Source organism: Micrococcus sp. PSi08, assembly GCF_054960655.1.
This window is the reverse complement of sequence record NZ_JBHNYP010000022.1, coordinates 20,441-37,200: the sequence shown is the minus strand read 5'-3', so window position 1 is coordinate 37,200 and position 16,760 is coordinate 20,441. Positions and strand designations below refer to the sequence as shown.

Below are 16,760 nucleotides of genomic sequence, written 5' to 3'. Positions count from 1 at the left end.
CTCCGGGCCCGGTTCAGCCGGCGACGGCGTCCCGGTGCGCGGCGGACAGCCGCAGGTAGGTGGCCGCGTTCCCCTTGAGGCCCTCCCGCTCCTCGTCCGTGAGGGGGCGGCGGACCTTCGCGGGGACGCCCGCCACGAGCGAGCCGGCCGGGACCTGCGTCCCCTCGAGCACCAGGGCGCCGGCGGCCACGAGCGAACCGGCGCCGATCACCGCGCCGTTCATCACCGTGGCGGACATGCCGATCAGGCAGTCGTCCTCCACGGTGGCCCCGTGCACCACGGCGGAGTGGCCCACGGAGACACCGGCGCCGAGGGTGCACGGGAAGCCCTCGTCCGCGTGCAGCACCACGTTGTCCTGCAGGTTGGTGCCTGCCCCGACGCGGATGGGGGCGGAGTCGCCGCGGGCGGAGACGCCGTAGAAGGCCGAGGAGCGCTCGGCCATCTCGACGTCGCCGGTGATCGCGGCGGTCGGGGCGAGGAAGACGGACTCGTGGATGCGCGGGGTGGCACCCGCGACGGTGATGATGTGGGCCATGCCACCAGCCTAGGCGGGCAGGACGACGGCGCCGCGTGGCGCCGTCGTCCCGGGCTCAGCTGAAGACGACGGTCCGCCGGCCGTCCGCGAGGACGCGGTGCTGGGCGTGCCAGCGCACGGCCTGCGCGAGCGTGGAGCCCTCGACGTCGCGGCCGCGGGCCACGAAGTCGGCGGCGGTCTGGGCGTGGGTCACCGGCTGCACGGACTGCGCGATGATCGGGCCCTCGTCCAGGTCGGCGGTCACGTAGTGGGCGGTGGCGCCGATGAGCTTCACGCCGCGTTCGTGCGCCTGGTGGTAGGGGCGGGCGCCCTTGAAGGAGGGCAGGAACGAGTGGTGGATGTTGATGGCCATCCCGGCCAGGTCCCGGCACAGCTCGTCCGAGAGGATCTGCATGTAGCGGGCCAGGACCACCAGCTCGATGTCGAACTGGGCGATCAGGTCGCGCAGCCGGTCCTCCGCGGCCTCCTTGGAGTCCCGGCTCGAGGGGTCCTTGGAGACGGGCACGTGGATGAAGGGCACGCCGTAGAAGGAGGCGAGCGGCTGCAGGTCCAGGTGGTTCGAGACCACCACGGGGATCTCGATGGGCAGGGTGCCGGCGCGCTGCTGGAAGAGCAGGTCGTTGAGGGTGTGCCCGTCCTTGGAGCACATCACGAGGGTGCGCATGCGGTGCGCCGCGTCCCACAGGCCCATGCGCATGCCGAACTCCTCGCGCACCGGCGCGAGCGCCTGCTCGATGTCCTCCCGCACGGCCGGGGTCACGAACTCCACGCGCATGAAGAAGTCGCCGGTGTCCGGGGAGTCGTACTGCTGCGACTCGGTGATGTCCGCCTCCACGCCCAGCAGGGCGCCCGTCACGGCGTGCACGATGCCCTTGCGGTTCGTGCAGGCCAGCGTGAGCACGCGGGCGTGCTCCGCGCCGGAGGCGGGGGAGGGGCTGGGGGAGAGGGCTGCCGTGTCCATGGCGTCGATGGTAGGCGGTGCCGGCCGCGCGGAACCGCGGGATGACGGGGCTGATCCCTGGTCGGGGGGTCGGGCCCCGTGTCATCCTCAAGACCAGGTTCCCCGCCGCGCGGCGGCGCGGGAAGCACGACGCGGCGCCCGGCCCGGCCGGTCGCCCCAGACGACCGAGGAGCACCCCCATGCCACAGTCCACCCTCTACTGGATCATCGCGGCGATCATCGTCGTGCTGTTGATCCTGATCATCCTCTCGGTGATCGCCTCCCGCCGTCGTCGCGAGGCCGAGGCCGAGGTGGCCGAGACCCTGCTTGAGCGCCGGGGCATCACCCCGGACACCGCGGGTGAGCAGGCGGCCGCCGCTGCGGCCGTCCCCGCGGCTCCGACCCGCCTCTCCCGCCTGGACGAGGTGGCGGCCGAGAAGGACGCGCGCCCCGCGGCCGCGGTGAGGCCCGCCGGGGGTCTGGCTGCGTCCGACACCGCCGTGGCGGACCGTGAGACCGACGAGTCCGTCGCCGGCGTGGCCGGCGGGGCGGGGGTGACCGTGGATCAGCAGGACGCCCCGAGCACCGAGGCCACCACTGAGACCCCCCGTCGCGATGCCGCGGCTCCGGCCACCCGGGGCACTCTGCGCCCCGCCGCGGCGGCGACGAGCACGCCGAGCGCGGCGGACACCGTGGGCCTGGGCGCGGCCGGTGTGGCCGGCGGTTCCGGCGTCACCCTGGATGAGCAGACGCCCGCGGCGGACGTCCCGGCGACCCCGGCCTCCCCGTCCCCGGTCGCGGAGACCCCCGCTCCGGCGGCACCGGCTGCCGCGGCCCCGGACCAGCAGAGCCACCTCACCCCGGCTCCCGAGCACGTGCACGGGACCGTCCCCGCCGACGAGGTCGCCCCCGAGCACACCCCCACCAAGGAGTTCGCCACGGACGCGATCCCGGTCCCGCAGGGTGAGCATCTCGAGACGCACACGGTGGCGACCACCGCGCACGGATCGGTGACCGTCGTGACCGCCGAGCCGGACCAGGCCCAGCAGAACGGCGCCGACGGGGCTGAGCGCTCGGCCGCCGGGTCCCTGCGCATCGACGGCACGCCCGGGGTGCCCGGTCGCGTGGCGGAGGCGGACCGCGGGCCGGCGCGCACCGAGGACCATCGCGTGGACGCCGCGCAGCCGGCGGCGGTCGAGCCCGCAGCCGAGCGCCCGCCGCTCGAGGCTGCCCCGGCCACCCGCCGGGCCGAGGCCCCGGAGACCCACGCCGGCACCACGCCGGCCACGCCCCTGGGCGGCGCCCCGGAGCTGGATCCGACCGCGGCCTCGCCCGGCCGTGCGGAGGACGCCACTCCGGCGACCCGCCGCGAGGCCCGCGCCGCCCAGTCGGCGGCAGCCGCCGGGACTGCTGGGACCGCCGCACCGACGTCGTCGACGCCCACGACCGTGGCCCCGGACACCTCCACCTCCTCCGCCCCCACGGATGAGGAGCCCGCCGAGGACGACACCGAGGGCGCCGCCCTCCCGGACCTGCGGGCGGACCGCGACGAGACCCGAGCCTCGGACGCCGAGGGTGAGTCGAAGCTGGCCCAGGCCGGCGCCGTGGCGGCCTCCGCGTTCGAGACCGTGCGTGACAAGGTCGCCGTCCCGCTGCGGGACAACGTGGCCGTGCCCGCCAAGGACAAGGTCGTGAAGGTGGTCAAGGACAAGCTGTCCCAGGCGCAGGAGCGCCGCTGGGGCAAGCGCTGACCAAGGCATTCGCCCCACGACGACGGCGGCCGCCCCCTCGTGCGAGGGAGCGGCCGCCGTGCGTTCAGCGGAGCGCGCGCGGGCGCCCGCCGGGGGAGGGAGCCGTCAGATGCGGGCCTCGCCGCCGGCCTCGACGCCCGGGATGCCGTCGCCCTCGTGGCGCTTGACCTCGTCCTCGATGCGCTGGCCGATCGCGGTGTCCACGTTCTTCCAGTACTCGAAGGCGCGGGCCTGGACGTCCTGGCGGACGCCCTTCAGCGCGCCGGCCACGGTCTCCACGAAGTCCTCGCGCTCCTGGGCCGAGAAGACCTCCCGGACGAGGGTGCCGGCCTGGCCGAAGTCGTCGTCGTCCGCGCGCAGCGCCTGGGCCTCACGGGTCAGGGTGCCGTCGGCCTCCCAGCCGTCGTCCACCGGGCCGGTCTCGTCCGACCAGGAGTCGCCGTTGGAGTTCGGCACGTAGGTGGAGCGGTCGCCGGTGTGGTCGTACCACATCTGGCCCTCGAAGGCGTAGTTGTGCACCGCGTTCTTGGGACGGTTCACCGGCAGCTGGTTCACGTGGGCGCCCACGCGGTACAGCTGCGCGTCGTGGTACGCGAAGGCGCGGCCCAGGAGCATGCGGTCCGGGGACAGGCCGATGCCCGGCACGGTGTTGCTCGGGCTGAACGCGGCGGACTCGATCTGCGCGAAGTGGTTCTCCGGGTTGCGGTTCAGGGTCAGCGTGCCGACCTTGATGCGCGGGTAGTCCTTCTGGGAGATCGTCTTCGTCAGGTCGAAGGGGTTGAACCGGTAGGTCTTGCCCTCCTCGTAGGGGATCGCCTGGATGTAGAGGTCCCACTTGGGGTGGTCGCCCTTGGCGATGGACTCGAACAGGTCCTGGCGGTGGAAGTCGGCGTTCTCGCCGGCGATCTTGGTGGCCTCGTCGTTCGAGAGGCCGTGCACGCCCTGCTGGGAGATGAAGTGGTACTTCACCCAGTGCTTCTCGCCCTGGGCGTTGACCCACAGGTAGGTGTGGGAGCCGTAGCCGTTCATCTCACGCCAGGTGCGGGGCAGGCCGCGCGGGCCCATCAGGTAGGTCACCTGGTGCGCCGACTCGGGGTTGTTGGTCCAGAAGTCCCACTGCATGGTGGCATCGCGCAGGCCGGAGTCCGGCAGACGCTTCTGCGAGCGGATGAAGTGGGTGAACTTCATCGGGTCGCGCAGGAAGAAGATCGGGGTGTTGTTGCCGACGATGTCGTAGTTGCCCTCCTCGCTGTAGAAGCGCAGCGCGAAGCCGCGCACGTCGCGCCAGGTGTCCGGGGAGCCGAGCTCGCCGGCCACGGTGGAGAAGCGCAGGAGGGTCTCGGTCTTCGTGCCCGGCTGGAACACGAGGGCCTTGGTGTACTTCGACACGTCCTCGGTCACCTCGAACTCGCCGAAGGCGCCGGAGCCCTTGGCGTGCGGGCGGCGCTCCGGGATGTTCATGCGGTTGAAGTGCTGGTGGGTCTCCAGCAGGTGGGTGTCGTGCAGGACGATGGGCCCCTCGCTGCCCACGGTCAGGGACTGGCGGTCGCTGACGGCCGGGGCGCCGTTCTGGCGGGTGGAACCGGTCGCGTGCGGGGTCGTCTTCTGGTACTCCGTCATGGAACTCTCCTTCGTCGATCGACGTCGGCCGCGCACCGATCGGCGCGGTGGGCGGCGTCATCCCCGATCTTGGCATATTTCTGAATCAGTCAAAAGAACCGGGTGCCGGGGTCGGTCGCCGGGGCCGCGGGCCGCCGTCGCGCAGGACCGACGACGGCGCCCAGTCACTAGGATGGAGGGCACCGGAGCCTTCCGGCCGCACAGACCCCCGTTCGAAGGGAACCCCCGTGACGCAGACGCCCGACATCAACACCCAGCCCCTCGCCGAGGTGGACCCGGAGATCGCCGCGGCGCTCGCGGACGAGCTCGGCCGCCAGCGGGGCACGCTCGAGATGATCGCCTCGGAGAACTTCGTGCCGCGCGCCATCCTCGAGACGCAGGGCTCGGTGCTGACCAACAAGTACGCGGAGGGCTACCCGGGCCGCCGCTACTACGGCGGCTGCGAATTCGTGGACGTGGCCGAGAACCTGGCCATCCAGCGCGCCAAGGACCTGTTCGGCGCCGAGCACGCCAACGTCCAGCCGCACGCCGGCGCTCAGGCCAACGTGGCCGTGATGACCTCGCTGCTGGACCACGGGGACACGATGATGGGCCTGTCCCTGGCGCACGGCGGCCACCTGACGCACGGCATGAAGCTGAACTTCTCCGGCAAGAACTACAGCATCGCCGCGTACGAGGTGGAGCCGGACACCCACCGCATCGACATGGACAAGGTGCGCGAGAAGGCCCTCGAGGCCCGGCCGAAGGTGATCGTGGCCGGCTGGTCCGCCTACCCCCGTCAGCTCGACTTCGCCGCCTTCCGCTCGATCGCGGACGAGGTCGGCGCCCGGCTCTGGGTGGACATGGCCCACTTCGCCGGCCTCGTGGCCGCCGGCCTGCACCCGAACCCGGTGCCGCACGCCGACGTCGTCTCCTCCACCGTGCACAAGACCCTCGCCGGCCCCCGTTCGGGCTTCATCCTCTCCACCGAGGAGCTGAAGAAGAAGATCGACTCCGCCGTGTTCCCGGGCCAGCAGGGCGGCCCGCTGATGCACGCGATCGCGGGCAAGGCCGTGGCCTTCAAGATCGCCGGCTCCGCGGACTTCAAGGAGAAGCAGGAGCGCACCCTGGCCGGCGCGCAGATCCTGGCCGAGCGCCTGACCGCCCCGGACATGGCCGAGCACGGCATCTCGGTGCTCACCGGCGGCACGGACGTGCACCTGGTCCTGGTGGACCTGCGCGAGTCTCAGCTGGACGGCAGGCAGGGCGAGGACATCCTGCACGAGGTCGGCATCACCGTGAACCGCAACTCGGTGCCGTGGGACCCGCGTCCGCCGATGACCACCTCCGGCCTGCGCATCGGCACCCCCGCGCTGGCCTCCCGCGGCTTCGGCGAGGCCGAGTTCCGCGAGGTGTCCGACGTCATCGCCGAGGCGCTGAAGCCGAGCCCGGACGTGGAGGCGCTGCGCGCCCGCGTCGTGAAGCTCACCGAGGACTTCCCGCTGTACGACGGCCTCGAGGGCTGGTGAGCCGCCGATGACCGCGAAGGTCCTGGACGGCAAGGCCACCGCCGCCGCGATCAAGGAGGAGCTGCGCGGCCGCGTGGCCGCCCTCGCCGAGCGCGGGCACACCCCCGGCCTCGGCACCCTGCTCGTCGGTGAGGACGCCGGCTCGCAGAAGTACGTGGCGGGCAAGCACCGCGACTGCGCCGAGGTGGGCATCGAGTCCATCCAGCGTGAGCTGCCCGCGGACGCGACGGAGGAGCAGATCCTCGACGTCGTGCGCGAGCTGAACGAGGACCCGGCCTGCACGGGCTACATCGTCCAGCTGCCGCTGCCGAAGCACGTGGACACCCAGAAGGTGCTCGAGGCCATCGACCCGGACAAGGACGCGGACGGCCTGCACCCCATGAACCTGGGGCGGCTCGTGGCCTCGGTCGGCGGCGAGCTGGACTCGCCGCTGCCGTGCACCCCGGCCGGCTGCGTCGAGCTGCTGCGCCACCACGGTGTGGGGCTGGCCGGCAAGCACGTGCTCGTGATCGGCCGCGGCGTGACCATCGGCCGGCCCGCCGGCCTCGTGTTCACCCGCCGCGAGGTCAACGCCACCGTGACCCTGGCCCACACCGGCACCACGAACCTCGACGAGCTGCTGGCGAGCGCCGACGTCGTGATCGCCGCCGCCGGCTCCGCCCACATGGTGAAGCCGGAGCAGGTCAAGGAGGGCGTGATCGTCCTGGACGTGGGCGTCTCCCGCGTGACCGGGGAGGACGGGACGTCGCGCGTCCTGGGCGACGTGGACCCGGCCGTGAAGGAGAAGGCGGCCTGGATGGCGCCGAACCCGGGCGGCGTCGGGCCGATGACCCGCGTCATGCTGCTGGCGAACGTCGTCGAGGCCGCCGAGCGTGCCGCCGACGGCGAGGACTGGGCCGGGGAGCGGGCCGGAGCCTGACCTCTCCCACTCCCGCGACCAACCCTGCGATATGGCCCCCATCCACCCCGGATGGGGGCCATATCGCAGGGTTCGTCGCAGAGGGGGCGGCGCGCGTCCGGGCGGGCGATGCGCCTATGCTGTCGGCTTGTGAGCCCCACCACTCTGCACGCGTCCCCCGGCCCCTCCTCCGTCATCCGTGCCCGTGGGCTGCGCAAGCAGTACGGCGAGTTCCACGCCGTGAAGGGCATCGACCTGGACGTGCGTCCCGGCGAGTGCTTCGGCCTGCTCGGCCCCAACGGCGCGGGCAAGTCCACCACCATGCGCATGCTCGCGGGCACCTCGCAGCGCACCGCGGGCGAGCTGACCATCCTGGGCATCGACCCGGAGGAGGACGGGCCGGCCGTCCGTGCGCGCCTGGGCGTGGTGCCGCAGCAGGACAACCTGGACGAGGAGCTCACCGCCCGGGAGAACATCCTGATCTACGGCCGCTACTTCGGCCTGCCCTACTCGTACCTGCGGCCCAAGGCCGAGGAGCTGCTGGCCTTCGCCCAGCTCACCGAGAAGGCGGACGCCAAGGTCACCGACCTCTCCGGCGGCATGAAGCGCCGGCTCGTGATCGCCCGCGCCCTGGTCAACGAGCCGGCCCTCTTCCTCCTCGACGAGCCCACCACGGGCCTGGACCCGCAGGCCCGCCACATCCTGTGGGACCGCCTCTACCGACTCAAGGAACGCGGCACCACGCTGCTGCTGACCACGCACCACATGGACGAGGCGGAGCAGCTGTGCGACCGGCTCGTCGTGGTCGACGGCGGCGAGATCATGGCCGCCGGCACCCCCGCCGAGCTCATCCGCGAGCACGCCTCCCGCGAGGTCCTCGAGGCGCGCTTCGGCGCGGACCGCAACGAGGCCGCAGCCCGCACCGTCCAGGCCCACGCAGGTGACGGCGTCGTGCACCGCGTCGAGGTCCTCCCGGACCGCGTCCTCGTCTACGCCCGACGCGCGGACGACCTGCACGACGTCGTGCAGCGCCTCGTCGACGAGGGCGCCCTGCCCGCCCCCGTCACCACGCTGACCCGCCGCGCGAGCCTCGAGGACGTGTTCCTCATCCTCACCGGCCGCACCCTGATGGACTGACCCGTGCCGTCCCCCACCACGACGACGACCCCCGGCCCCGCCTCGCCCGGCCCGCGGTCCGGGCCCTCGGCTCCGTCCGCCACGCCCGCCGAGCCGCTGCGCCCGCCGGTCACCGCGGCGGCGTCCGTGGAGCGTGTGAGGCGCCGCGGCGTCCTGCTCTACGCCGAGCACCAGCTGCGGAACATGCGTCGCTACGGCGCGGTGCTGATCGTCGGCGCCCTGGGCGAACCCGTGCTCTACCTGCTGGCCATGGGCCTGGGCCTGGCCCAGCTCATGGGCGGCGGGATGCCGCAGGACGCCCTGGGCGGGGTCTCCTACGTCGCGTTCATCGCCCCGGCGCTGCTGGCCTCGGGTGCGCTGATGACCGCGTCCGTCGAGTTCTCCTACCCGGTGATGGGCGGGTTCCAGTGGCAGCGCACGTACTACGCGGCGCAGGCCACTCCGCTGTCTCCGGCGCAGATCGCCCTGGGCCACCTCGCGGCCGTGAGCCTGCGGTTCGTGTTCCAGGCTGCCGTGTTCCTGCTGGTGATGCTGGCGTTCGGGGTCGTCTCGAGCCCGTGGGCGTGGGTGCAGGTCCTCACCGCCACGCTCGGCGGGCTCGCCGTCGGCGCGCCGATCATGGCGTTCGCCGCCTCCCTGAAGGAGGACAAGGGCCAGTTCGCCACCCTGCAGCGGCTCGTGGTCATGCCCCTGTTCCTGTTCTCCGCCACCTTCTACCCGCTGGACGTACTGCCCGTGTGGCTGCGCTGGATCGGCTGGCTCTCCCCGCAGTGGCATGCCGCCCAGCTCGGCCGCGTGCTCTCCTACGGGATGGCCGAGCCGGTCTGGCTCACCGTGGCGCATGTGGCGTTCCTGCTGGCCCTCGCGCTCGGCGGGGCCTGGCTCGCGGTGCGGATCTACACGCGCCGCCTCGGCTGGGTCCGAGGCACCCCGGACCGCGACGCCGTCACGGCCGCCCGCCGGGACCGTGCCCCGCGCCTGGGCCGCCGTGCCGCGCGCACCGGGGCCGCCCGCGCCGACGTCGCACCCGCCGCCGCGCAGGCGGGCCCGGCCGCGCCGTCGTCGTCGGTGGTGCGGGAACACGCCGTCGCCGTGCCGCCCATGCCCGAGATCCCCGTGCGCCGCGGCCCGCTGGCCGGCGCGTACTCGGGCAACGTGCGCGCGGTGATGGAGCGGGCGTTCCTGTCCCTGAAGTCCAACAACTGGGTGGTGTTCTTCTCCGGGTTCTTCGAGCCCGTGCTCTACCTGGCCTCCCTGGGACTGGGTCTCGGTGCGCTGGTCGGCGACGTGGCCGGCCCGGACGGCACCCCCGTCCCGTACGGCATGTACCTCGCCCCCGCACTGCTGGCGGTCTCGGCGATGAACGGCGCCATCTACGACTCCACGTGGAACGTGTTCTTCAAGCTGCGCTACGCGAAGACGTACCAGACCATGCTCTCCACGCGGCTGGGCCCGCTGGACGTGGCGCTCGGGGAGATCGCGATGGCGCTGCTGCGCGGGCTGATCTACGCGGTCGGCTTCCTGATCGTCATGACCGTGGCCGGGCTCGTCACCTCGTGGACGGCGCTGCTCATGATCCCCGGCGCCCTGCTCGTGGCGCTGGGCTTCGCCTCCCTCGGCATGGCGGTGACGAGCTGGATGAAGACGTTCCAGCACATGGACTGGGTCCAGATCGTGCTGATGCCCATGTTCCTGTTCTCGGCCACGTTCTTCCCGCTCGCGGTCTACCCGGAGCCGATCCAGTGGGTGATCCGCGTGTTCCCGCTGTGGCACGCCGTGGAGCTGATGCGTGCGCTCGCGGTGGGCGTGCTGAGCTGGGCGACCGCCGGCCACGTCCTCTACTTCGTGGTGATGGCCGGCGTCGGGGTGTGGCTCGCCGCCCGCCGGCTCGGTGCGCTGTTCCTGCGCTGAGGCCCCCGCGGGCCGGTCAGGCCGCGCGCGCGGCGCGGCGTCGCCGGACCACGTCCAGGGCCGCGACCGCGGCGGTGAGCGCCCAGCACGCGGCCACCATGCCCATGGCGGTCGAGGCCGCGTGCGCGTACTCCGTGGCCGACGGCGGGCCGGCGCTCTCGGCTGCGGCGCCGGCCAGGGCCGCGAAGAACGCTCCCGTCACCACGGACAGGCCCAGGGCGGTGCCGAGGCGCTGCGCCGTCTGGGCGACGCCGCCGGCCGCCCCCGCCTCGTGGCCGGCGACGTCGTCCATCATCAGCACCTGCGTGCTGGTGAGCAGCAGGGCCTGCGAGGCCGACTGCACGATCAGCCCCACCCCCACGATCCACGGCGACCACGCGCCGGCCGCGCTGCGCTCGAACGCGAGCGCGAGCAACCCCAGCGACACGAGGCCCACGAGGGCGCCGAGCAGCACGAGCACGGGCCCGCGCCGCTGCACCATCGAGCCCACCCACGGGGACAGGGAGGCCACGACGACGGCGCCGGGCAGACCCACGAGGCCGGCCTCGAGCGGCGTGAACCCCATGCCGCGCTGCAGGAAGATCGCCACGATCGCGAACACCGCCGGCATGGTGGCCAGGTAGATGGTGGACTCGAGCGCGCCGATCGTGAAGGACGGCCGCCGGAACAGGGCCGGGTCCACCATGGGCTGCACGCCGGTGGCCGACGCCCGTGCCTTCACGCGCTTCTCCCACAGCCACCACGCCGTCACGAGCGCGGCGGCGAGCACCAGCAGCCAGGCGGTGCCCGGGACGATGAACGGCACCATGAGGCTCACCCCGCCGGCGCCGAGCAGCAGGGCGCCCACCGGGTCGAGCGCGGCGATCCCGCGCGGGCCGGGGGCGGGGGGCAGGCCGTGCACGCGGGTGGGCGGCGGCAGCCAGAGGGCGCCCATCGCGACGGCGGCCAGGCCCACGGGCACATTCATGAGGAACGTGGAGCGCCAGCCCCACTCGGGGCCGAACGCGCCGAGGAACAGCCCGCCGAGCAGGGGCCCCACGGCCACGCCGAGGCCCACCACGGTGCCGAAGAGTCCGTAGGCCCGCCCGCGGGCGCGGCCGTGGAAGTTCGACTGGATGAACCCGATGACCTGGGGGTTGAACACGCCTGCGCCCAGGCCCGTGAGCAGGCGCCCCGCGTTGAGCAGCAGGGTGTCCCCGGCCAAGCCGGAGAGCAGGGAGCCGAGCATGTACAGCGTGATGCCCGCCAGGAACAGGCTCTTGCGGCCCCACAGGTCGCCGGCGCGGCCCGCGGCCACGAGCACGGTGCCGAACGTCAGCGTGTACCCCGCCAGCACCCACTGCAGATCCGCGCTCGTGGCGTCCAGGCCCGACTCGATGGCCGGCAGCGCCACGTTCACCACGGACACGCTCATCAGCGCGAGGAAGAGCGGCATGAGCAGTGCGGTGAGGATGCGGCGCTGGTCAGGGGTGAAGGCCCCGGACGCGGGGTCGGCGGGGTGCGGGGGGCGGGGGGTCATCGCCTCAGGATAGGCACCGACGCGGGCCGCCCGATTCGGAGCGCACCCCGCGATGCGGGATGATGGAGGGCAGACCCCACGAGCCCCTCCGGAGGAGCACCCATGTCCCAGTCCCTGACCCCCGGTCCCGACGGCGCGCGCCGCGGCCCCCGCGCCGGCCTGCGCGTGGGATCGCTCGGCTTCGTCGCGATGATCGTCATCCTGATCGTGGCGATCATCTTCGCCGCGAACCAGAACGACGTGATCGGGTGGCTCGTGGTCGCCGTCGCCGCCGGCTGGCTCGTGTTCGCGGTGGTCGTGTACCTGCAGATGCGCCGCGGCGTCCAGGCCGCGGGCCGAAAGGTGGACACCGCCATGCAGAACGCCCGCGCCGACGTCGCCGCCCTGCGCGGCCGGGACACCGACGCCGCCGCCCCCGCGGTGGCCCCGCAGGCGCCGGCCGCGGACCCCCTGCGGGACACCAAGCTGGACCACTCGTTCAAGATCGCCCAGGTGCAGGTGCGCGTGGTGCGCGAGCAGCTCGCCGCGGGCGCGGGCATGGACCGCGAGATGGTGGACCGCGCCCTGGAGACCATCGACATCACGGCCTCCAACGCCCGCGACATGATCAAGGAGTCCCGGGCCGGCGGCGCCGAGGGCCCGGTGGGCGGGACGGTGATCGGCTGATGACGGCGCTGCCCGAGAAGGACCCCGTCACCGGGACGTACCCCGAGCCCGCCGAGGGCGAGCCCGTGGTGCACGCCAACGCCGGGGCGCCCAAGGCCGACGGCGCCGTGCGCGTGGCCACCGTGAACGTCAACGGCATCCGCGCCTCGCACCGCAAGGGGATGCGGGAGTGGTTCGCCGGCCGCGGCGTGGACGTGCTCACCCTCCAGGAGGTGCGCGCCCCCGCGGACGTCACGGCGCAGCTGGTCCGCGAGATCGTGGGCGAGGACTGGGACGAGGTGCACCTGGCGGACGCCGTGGCCGCCGCCAAGGGGCGGGCCGGCGTCGCGATCGCCTCGCGGTTCCCGCTCGGCGAGGTCCGCACGGGCATCGCCGACGCCGACGGGTACTTCGACGACGCCGGCCGCTGGATCGAGGCCGACCTGCGCCTGCCGGACGGCTCGCCGCTGACCGTGGTCTCGGCGTACGTGCACTCGGGCGAGGTCGACACCCCGAAGCAGGTGGACAAGTACCGGTTCCTCGACGAGATGGTCCGCCGCCTCTCCGAGCTGGCTGCGGGGGAGGGGCACGCCCTCGTCACGGGCGACCTCAACGTGGGCCACACCGAGCTGGACATCAAGAACTGGAAGGGCAACGTGAAGAAGGCCGGCTTCCTGCCCGAGGAGCGCGCCTACTTCGACCGGTTCTTCGGCGAGCTCGGCTTCACGGACGTGCACCGCGCCCTCGCCGGGCCGGTGCCGGGCCCGTACACGTGGTGGTCCATGCGCGGCAAGGCCTTCGACAACGACGCCGGGTGGCGCATCGACTACCACATGGCGACCGCGGGCCTGGCCGAGCGGGCGACGACCGCCGTCGTGGACCGCGCCCCCAGCTGGGGCACCCGCTTCTCCGACCACGCCCCGCTCGTGGTCGACTACCAGTTCTGACCGTGCAGGAGAGACCCGAGGCTGAGATGACCATGAAGAAGAACTCCGTGCAGGACGTCCTGGCCCAGGACGCCGCCGCCACCGCCCACCTGGCCGGCGCGTCCGCCCGGCACCGCGTGCTCTCCGGCATGCAGCCCTCGGCGGACTCCCTCCACCTGGGCAACTACCTCGGCGCCCTCGTGAACTGGGAGCGCACCCAGGCCGACTTCGAGGCGTTCTTCTTCATCCCCGACCTGCACGCCATCACCGTGCCGCAGGACCCGGCCGCGCTCGCGGAGCGCACGCGGGTGGCCGCCGCGCAGTTCATCGCCGGCGGCATCGACCCCGAGCGCTCCACGCTGTTCGTCCAGTCCCAGGTCCCCGAGCACGCGCAGCTGGCGTGGGTGCTGACCTGCATGACCGGCATGGGCGAGGCCATGCGCATGACCCAGTTCAAGGACAAGTCCGCCAAGCAGGGCGCGGACGCGGCCGGCGTCGGCCTGCTCGCGTACCCCATGCTCATGGCCGCGGACATCCTGCTCTACCAGCCGCACGGCGTGCCCGTGGGCGACGACCAGCGCCAGCACGTGGAGCTCACCCGCGACCTCGCCCAGCGCTTCAACCACCGCTACGGCGAGACGTTCGTGGTGCCCACCGGCTTCTACCCGGAGACCGGCGCGCGCATCTACGACCTGCAGGACCCCACGTCGAAGATGTCCAAGTCCGCGGCGTCCCCGAACGGGCTCATCAACATCCTCGAGGAGCCGAAGAAGACCGCCAAGAAGATCAAGTCCGCGGTCACCGACGACGGCACCGAGGTGCGCTTCGACCGCGAGGCCAAGCCCGGCGTCTCCAACCTGCTGACCATCCTCTCCGCGGTGTCCGGCACACCGATCCCGCAGCTCGAGGAGGAGTTCGTCGGCAAGATGTACGGGCACCTCAAGGTCGCGGTGGCGGACGCCGTCGTCGAGCGCCTGGCCCCCGTGCGCGAGCGCGCCCTCGCGCTGCTGGACGACCCCGCCGAGCTCGACCGCATCCTCGCCGCCGGCGCCGAAAAGGCCCGCGCCGTGGCCACGCCCGTGCTCGAGGACGTCTACGCCAAGGTCGGCTTCCTGCCGCCGCTGCGCTGAGCCGGGCCGCACCGGCCCCGCGGCCTCCCGACGACGGCCCGCGCCCCCGACCTGCGGGGGACGTGGGCCGTCGTGTTCTCCGACTCGAGGCGGAGGTGGCGGCGCGTGCCCGGCTGTCAGGATGGGTGCACTGCCTCCGCTCCTGCCGCAGCGGGGGCGAGCCCCACCGAGAGGAGTGCCGGAGCCATGTCCACCGCGGTCCCCATCCCCGCCGTCGCCGAGGTCCCACCCGGCGCCGAGCCCGTCCTGGAGACGGAGAACCTCGTCAAGGTCTACGGCCGCGGGGCGTCCCGCTTCGACGCGCTGAAGGGCATCACCCTGCAGATCCAGCGCGGCGAGTCCCTGGCCGTCGTCGGCAAGTCCGGCTCCGGCAAGTCCACCCTGATGCACCTGCTGGCGCTGCTGGACCAGCCCTCCGCCGGCGTCGTCGCGATGGACGGCCGTCCCGTCTCCCAGCTCAAGGCCGCGGAGATCTCCCAGCTGCGCAACGAGCGGTTCGGCTTCGTGTTCCAGCAGTTCTTCCTGAACCCGAACCAGACGGTCCTGGAGAACACCGTGCTGCCGCTGAAGATCGCCGGCGTGGGCCGGGCCGAGCGCGCCCGCCGCGGCATGGCGGTGCTCGAGCGGCTCGAGCTCGCGGACAAGGCGAAGAACAAGGCCACGGACCTCTCCGGCGGCCAGAAGCAGCGCGTGTGCATCGCCCGCGCGCTCGTGAACAACCCGACGGTGCTGTTCGCGGACGAGCCCACGGGCAACCTGGACTCCGCCACCTCGGCGGCCGTGGAGGACATCCTCTTCGGCCTGCACCGCGACGAGGGCATCACCCTCGTGGTGGTCACCCACGACGACGACCTGGCCGCCCAGTGCGACCGTCGCGTCGAGCTGCAGGACGGCGTGGTCATCGCCGACGAGCGCGTCGGCACCGAGCAGGACGGAGCACGGGCATGAAGGCCACCGACGTCGCGGGCACGGCGCTCGCCAACACGATGCGCTCCAAGCTGCGCACCTTCCTCACCGTCGTCGCGATCGTGATCGGCGCATTCACGCTGACCCTCACCACGGGGCTCGGCGCGGGCATCAACAAGTACGTGGACAACGTGGTCGAGGGCTTCGGCAAGCCCGGCGAGCTGACCGTGATGAAGCAGCAGGACATGTCCTCGGCCGGTCCGGCGAGCGGCTCGCCCCAGGAGTACACGGAGCAGGACGCCGCCGGCGGCGAGATGTTCGGCATGCCACTGCTCACCCAGGAGGACCTCGCCGCGATCGAGGACACCGAGCACGTCACCGAGGTGAAGACCTATCGGGTGGCCGAGCCGGAGTACATCCAGGGCCCGGACGACCGCAAGTGGCAGACCGGCTTCATGGGCAGCTCCGGTGAGATCGACATGCTCACCTTCTCCGCCGGCCGTGCCCCCGAGGCCGGCGCCGCGGAGATCGTCATGCCCGAGTCGTGGGTGGAGGACCTGGGCGCCAGCGACGCCGAGGACCTGATCGGCACGGAGCTGACCGTCGTGGCGGCGACCCCGCTGCAGGAGCAGAAGTCCGTAAAGGCCACCGTGGTCGGTGTGACGAAGGCGGCCGCGTCCGGTGCGGGCACCGCCCCGACGCCGTCGGAGTCGCTCGAGCAGGCGATCTACGACATCACGACGGAGGGCCTGCCGGAGTCCCAGCGGGACACCTACTTCCAGGCCACGGCGATCGTGGCGGACCCGGAGGCCAACGAGGACGCCGTGAAGCAGGCGCTGGCCGACCAGGGCCTGCTGGCGCAGACCCTCGAGGAGCAGCTCGGCGTGATCCGCGGCATCATCGACGCCGTCACGTGGGTGCTCACCGGCTTCGCGCTCATCGCACTGCTCGCCGCCAGCTTCGGCATCATCAACACCCTGCTCATGGCCGTGCAGGAGCGCACCCGGGAGATCGGCCTCATGAAGGCCCTCGGCATGACCGGCGGGAAGATCTTCGGCCTGTTCACCATGGAGGCCGTCGTGATCGGCCTGTTCGGCTCGCTGATCGGCATCGGCCTGGGCGTCGCCGTCGGACTCATCGCGAACCAGGTGCTGACCACCGGCCCCCTCAGCGGCGTCACCGGCCTGGTCCTGTTCGCGGTCAACCCCCTCGCCCTGCTGCTGATCCTGCTGCTGATCGTGGCCATCGCGTTCATCGCCGGCACCTTGCCCGCCCTGCGTGCGGCCCGGAAGGATCCCATCGAGGCACTGCGGCACGAGTGATCCTGCCGCCGC

General features: G+C 72.7%; 14 protein-coding genes. 10 read left to right on the top strand and 4 right to left on the bottom strand.

From position 1 onward, the window contains the following. Positions 1 to 13: 13 nt before the first annotated feature. A complete protein-coding gene (locus tag ACFI33_RS08825; RefSeq protein WP_127435553.1) occupies positions 14 to 535 on the bottom strand; it encodes a gamma carbonic anhydrase family protein in 522 nt (173 codons plus the stop codon). 55 nt (positions 536 to 590) lie between these two features. Beyond that, the gene (locus ACFI33_RS08820) at positions 591 to 1,496 is read right to left on the bottom strand and encodes a formyltetrahydrofolate deformylase (RefSeq protein ID WP_127435554.1); all 906 of its coding nucleotides are present in this window, start codon (positions 1,494 to 1,496) and stop codon (positions 591 to 593) included. Between the two features lie 179 nt (positions 1,497 to 1,675). Between ACFI33_RS08820 and ACFI33_RS08815 the strand changes: the two genes are divergently transcribed. Next, positions 1,676 to 3,226: a hypothetical protein gene (locus ACFI33_RS08815; protein WP_462623950.1), complete on the top strand. Its 1,551-nt coding sequence runs from the start codon at positions 1,676 to 1,678 to the stop codon at positions 3,224 to 3,226. Positions 3,227 to 3,331: 105 nt separating this feature from the next. Here ACFI33_RS08815 and ACFI33_RS08810 read toward each other — a convergent pair whose 3' ends face one another. Beyond that, positions 3,332 to 4,846 carry a catalase gene (locus ACFI33_RS08810; RefSeq protein WP_462623949.1) on the bottom strand — a complete coding sequence of 505 codons (1,515 nt, stop codon included), beginning with the start codon at positions 4,844 to 4,846 and terminating at the stop codon, positions 3,332 to 3,334. Positions 4,847 to 5,073: 227 nt separating this feature from the next. Between ACFI33_RS08810 and glyA the strand changes: the two genes are divergently transcribed. The 4 genes from glyA (at position 5,074) to ACFI33_RS08790 (ending at position 10,300) form a co-directional block, all read left to right on the top strand. After that, positions 5,074 to 6,354, top strand: a complete 1,281-nt coding sequence (glyA, locus tag ACFI33_RS08805) for a serine hydroxymethyltransferase (protein WP_010079361.1) — start codon at positions 5,074 to 5,076, stop codon at positions 6,352 to 6,354. A 7-nt stretch (positions 6,355 to 6,361) separates the two neighbouring features. Further along, positions 6,362 to 7,273: a bifunctional methylenetetrahydrofolate dehydrogenase/methenyltetrahydrofolate cyclohydrolase gene (locus tag ACFI33_RS08800; protein WP_036338210.1), complete on the top strand. Its 912-nt coding sequence runs from the start codon at positions 6,362 to 6,364 to the stop codon at positions 7,271 to 7,273. Positions 7,274 to 7,402: 129 nt separating this feature from the next. Then, positions 7,403 to 8,389 carry an ABC transporter ATP-binding protein gene (locus tag ACFI33_RS08795; protein ID WP_462623948.1) on the top strand — a complete coding sequence of 329 codons (987 nt, stop codon included), beginning with the start codon at positions 7,403 to 7,405 and terminating at the stop codon, positions 8,387 to 8,389. 3 nt (positions 8,390 to 8,392) lie between these two features. Then, on the top strand, positions 8,393 to 10,300 hold the full coding sequence (locus tag ACFI33_RS08790; RefSeq protein WP_095347452.1) for an ABC transporter permease: 1,908 nt from the start codon (positions 8,393 to 8,395) through the stop codon (positions 10,298 to 10,300). 16 nt (positions 10,301 to 10,316) lie between these two features. Here ACFI33_RS08790 and ACFI33_RS08785 read toward each other — a convergent pair whose 3' ends face one another. Next, the gene (locus ACFI33_RS08785; protein WP_238693308.1) at positions 10,317 to 11,819 is read right to left on the bottom strand and encodes an MFS transporter; all 1,503 of its coding nucleotides are present in this window, start codon (positions 11,817 to 11,819) and stop codon (positions 10,317 to 10,319) included. A 102-nt stretch (positions 11,820 to 11,921) separates the two neighbouring features. On the opposite strand from ACFI33_RS08785, the gene ACFI33_RS08780 reads away from it, so the two are divergent. The 5 genes from ACFI33_RS08780 to ACFI33_RS08760 all read left to right on the top strand — a co-directional run bounded on the left by ACFI33_RS08780 (position 11,922) and on the right by ACFI33_RS08760 (position 16,748). After that, positions 11,922 to 12,485, top strand: a complete 564-nt coding sequence (locus ACFI33_RS08780) for a hypothetical protein (protein ID WP_127435026.1) — start codon at positions 11,922 to 11,924, stop codon at positions 12,483 to 12,485. Beyond that, complete coding sequence (locus ACFI33_RS08775) at positions 12,485 to 13,411, top strand: exodeoxyribonuclease III (protein ID WP_127435027.1); 927 nt, start codon at positions 12,485 to 12,487, stop codon at positions 13,409 to 13,411. The genes ACFI33_RS08780 and ACFI33_RS08775 overlap by 1 nt, the downstream gene beginning before the upstream one ends. Before the next feature lie 26 nt (positions 13,412 to 13,437). Then, positions 13,438 to 14,520, top strand: a complete 1,083-nt coding sequence (gene trpS / locus ACFI33_RS08770; protein ID WP_002856591.1) for a tryptophan--tRNA ligase — start codon at positions 13,438 to 13,440, stop codon at positions 14,518 to 14,520. Positions 14,521 to 14,706: 186 nt separating this feature from the next. Further along, positions 14,707 to 15,468, top strand: coding sequence for an ABC transporter ATP-binding protein (locus tag ACFI33_RS08765; protein ID WP_462623947.1), 762 nt, complete (start codon positions 14,707 to 14,709; stop codon positions 15,466 to 15,468). Next, on the top strand, positions 15,465 to 16,748 hold the full coding sequence (locus ACFI33_RS08760) for an ABC transporter permease (RefSeq protein WP_129867142.1): 1,284 nt from the start codon (positions 15,465 to 15,467) through the stop codon (positions 16,746 to 16,748). The genes ACFI33_RS08765 and ACFI33_RS08760 overlap by 4 nt, the downstream gene beginning before the upstream one ends. Positions 16,749 to 16,760 lie beyond the last annotated feature (12 nt).

What these genes read in the sequence shown, in the direction of transcription:
- ACFI33_RS08800 (WP_036338210.1), top strand. Translation starts at nt 6,362, where the DNA reads ATGACCGCGAAGGTCCTGGACGGCAAGGCCACCGCCGCCGCGATCAAG.
- ACFI33_RS08825 (WP_127435553.1), bottom strand. Translation starts at nt 535, where the DNA reads ATGGCCCACATCATCACCGTCGCGGGTGCCACCCCGCGCATCCACGAG.
- ACFI33_RS08780 (WP_127435026.1), top strand. Translation starts at nt 11,922, where the DNA reads ATGTCCCAGTCCCTGACCCCCGGTCCCGACGGCGCGCGCCGCGGCCCC.
- ACFI33_RS08785 (WP_238693308.1), bottom strand. Translation starts at nt 11,819, where the DNA reads ATGACCCCCCGCCCCCCGCACCCCGCCGACCCCGCGTCCGGGGCCTTC.
- ACFI33_RS08775 (WP_127435027.1), top strand. Translation starts at nt 12,485, where the DNA reads ATGACGGCGCTGCCCGAGAAGGACCCCGTCACCGGGACGTACCCCGAG.
- ACFI33_RS08810 (WP_462623949.1), bottom strand. Translation starts at nt 4,846, where the DNA reads ATGACGGAGTACCAGAAGACGACCCCGCACGCGACCGGTTCCACCCGC.
- ACFI33_RS08815 (WP_462623950.1), top strand. Translation starts at nt 1,676, where the DNA reads ATGCCACAGTCCACCCTCTACTGGATCATCGCGGCGATCATCGTCGTG.
- ACFI33_RS08765 (WP_462623947.1), top strand. Translation starts at nt 14,707, where the DNA reads ATGTCCACCGCGGTCCCCATCCCCGCCGTCGCCGAGGTCCCACCCGGC.
- ACFI33_RS08820 (WP_127435554.1), bottom strand. Translation starts at nt 1,496, where the DNA reads ATGGACACGGCAGCCCTCTCCCCCAGCCCCTCCCCCGCCTCCGGCGCG.
- trpS (WP_002856591.1), top strand. Translation starts at nt 13,438, where the DNA reads ATGACCATGAAGAAGAACTCCGTGCAGGACGTCCTGGCCCAGGACGCC.
- ACFI33_RS08760 (WP_129867142.1), top strand. Translation starts at nt 15,465, where the DNA reads ATGAAGGCCACCGACGTCGCGGGCACGGCGCTCGCCAACACGATGCGC.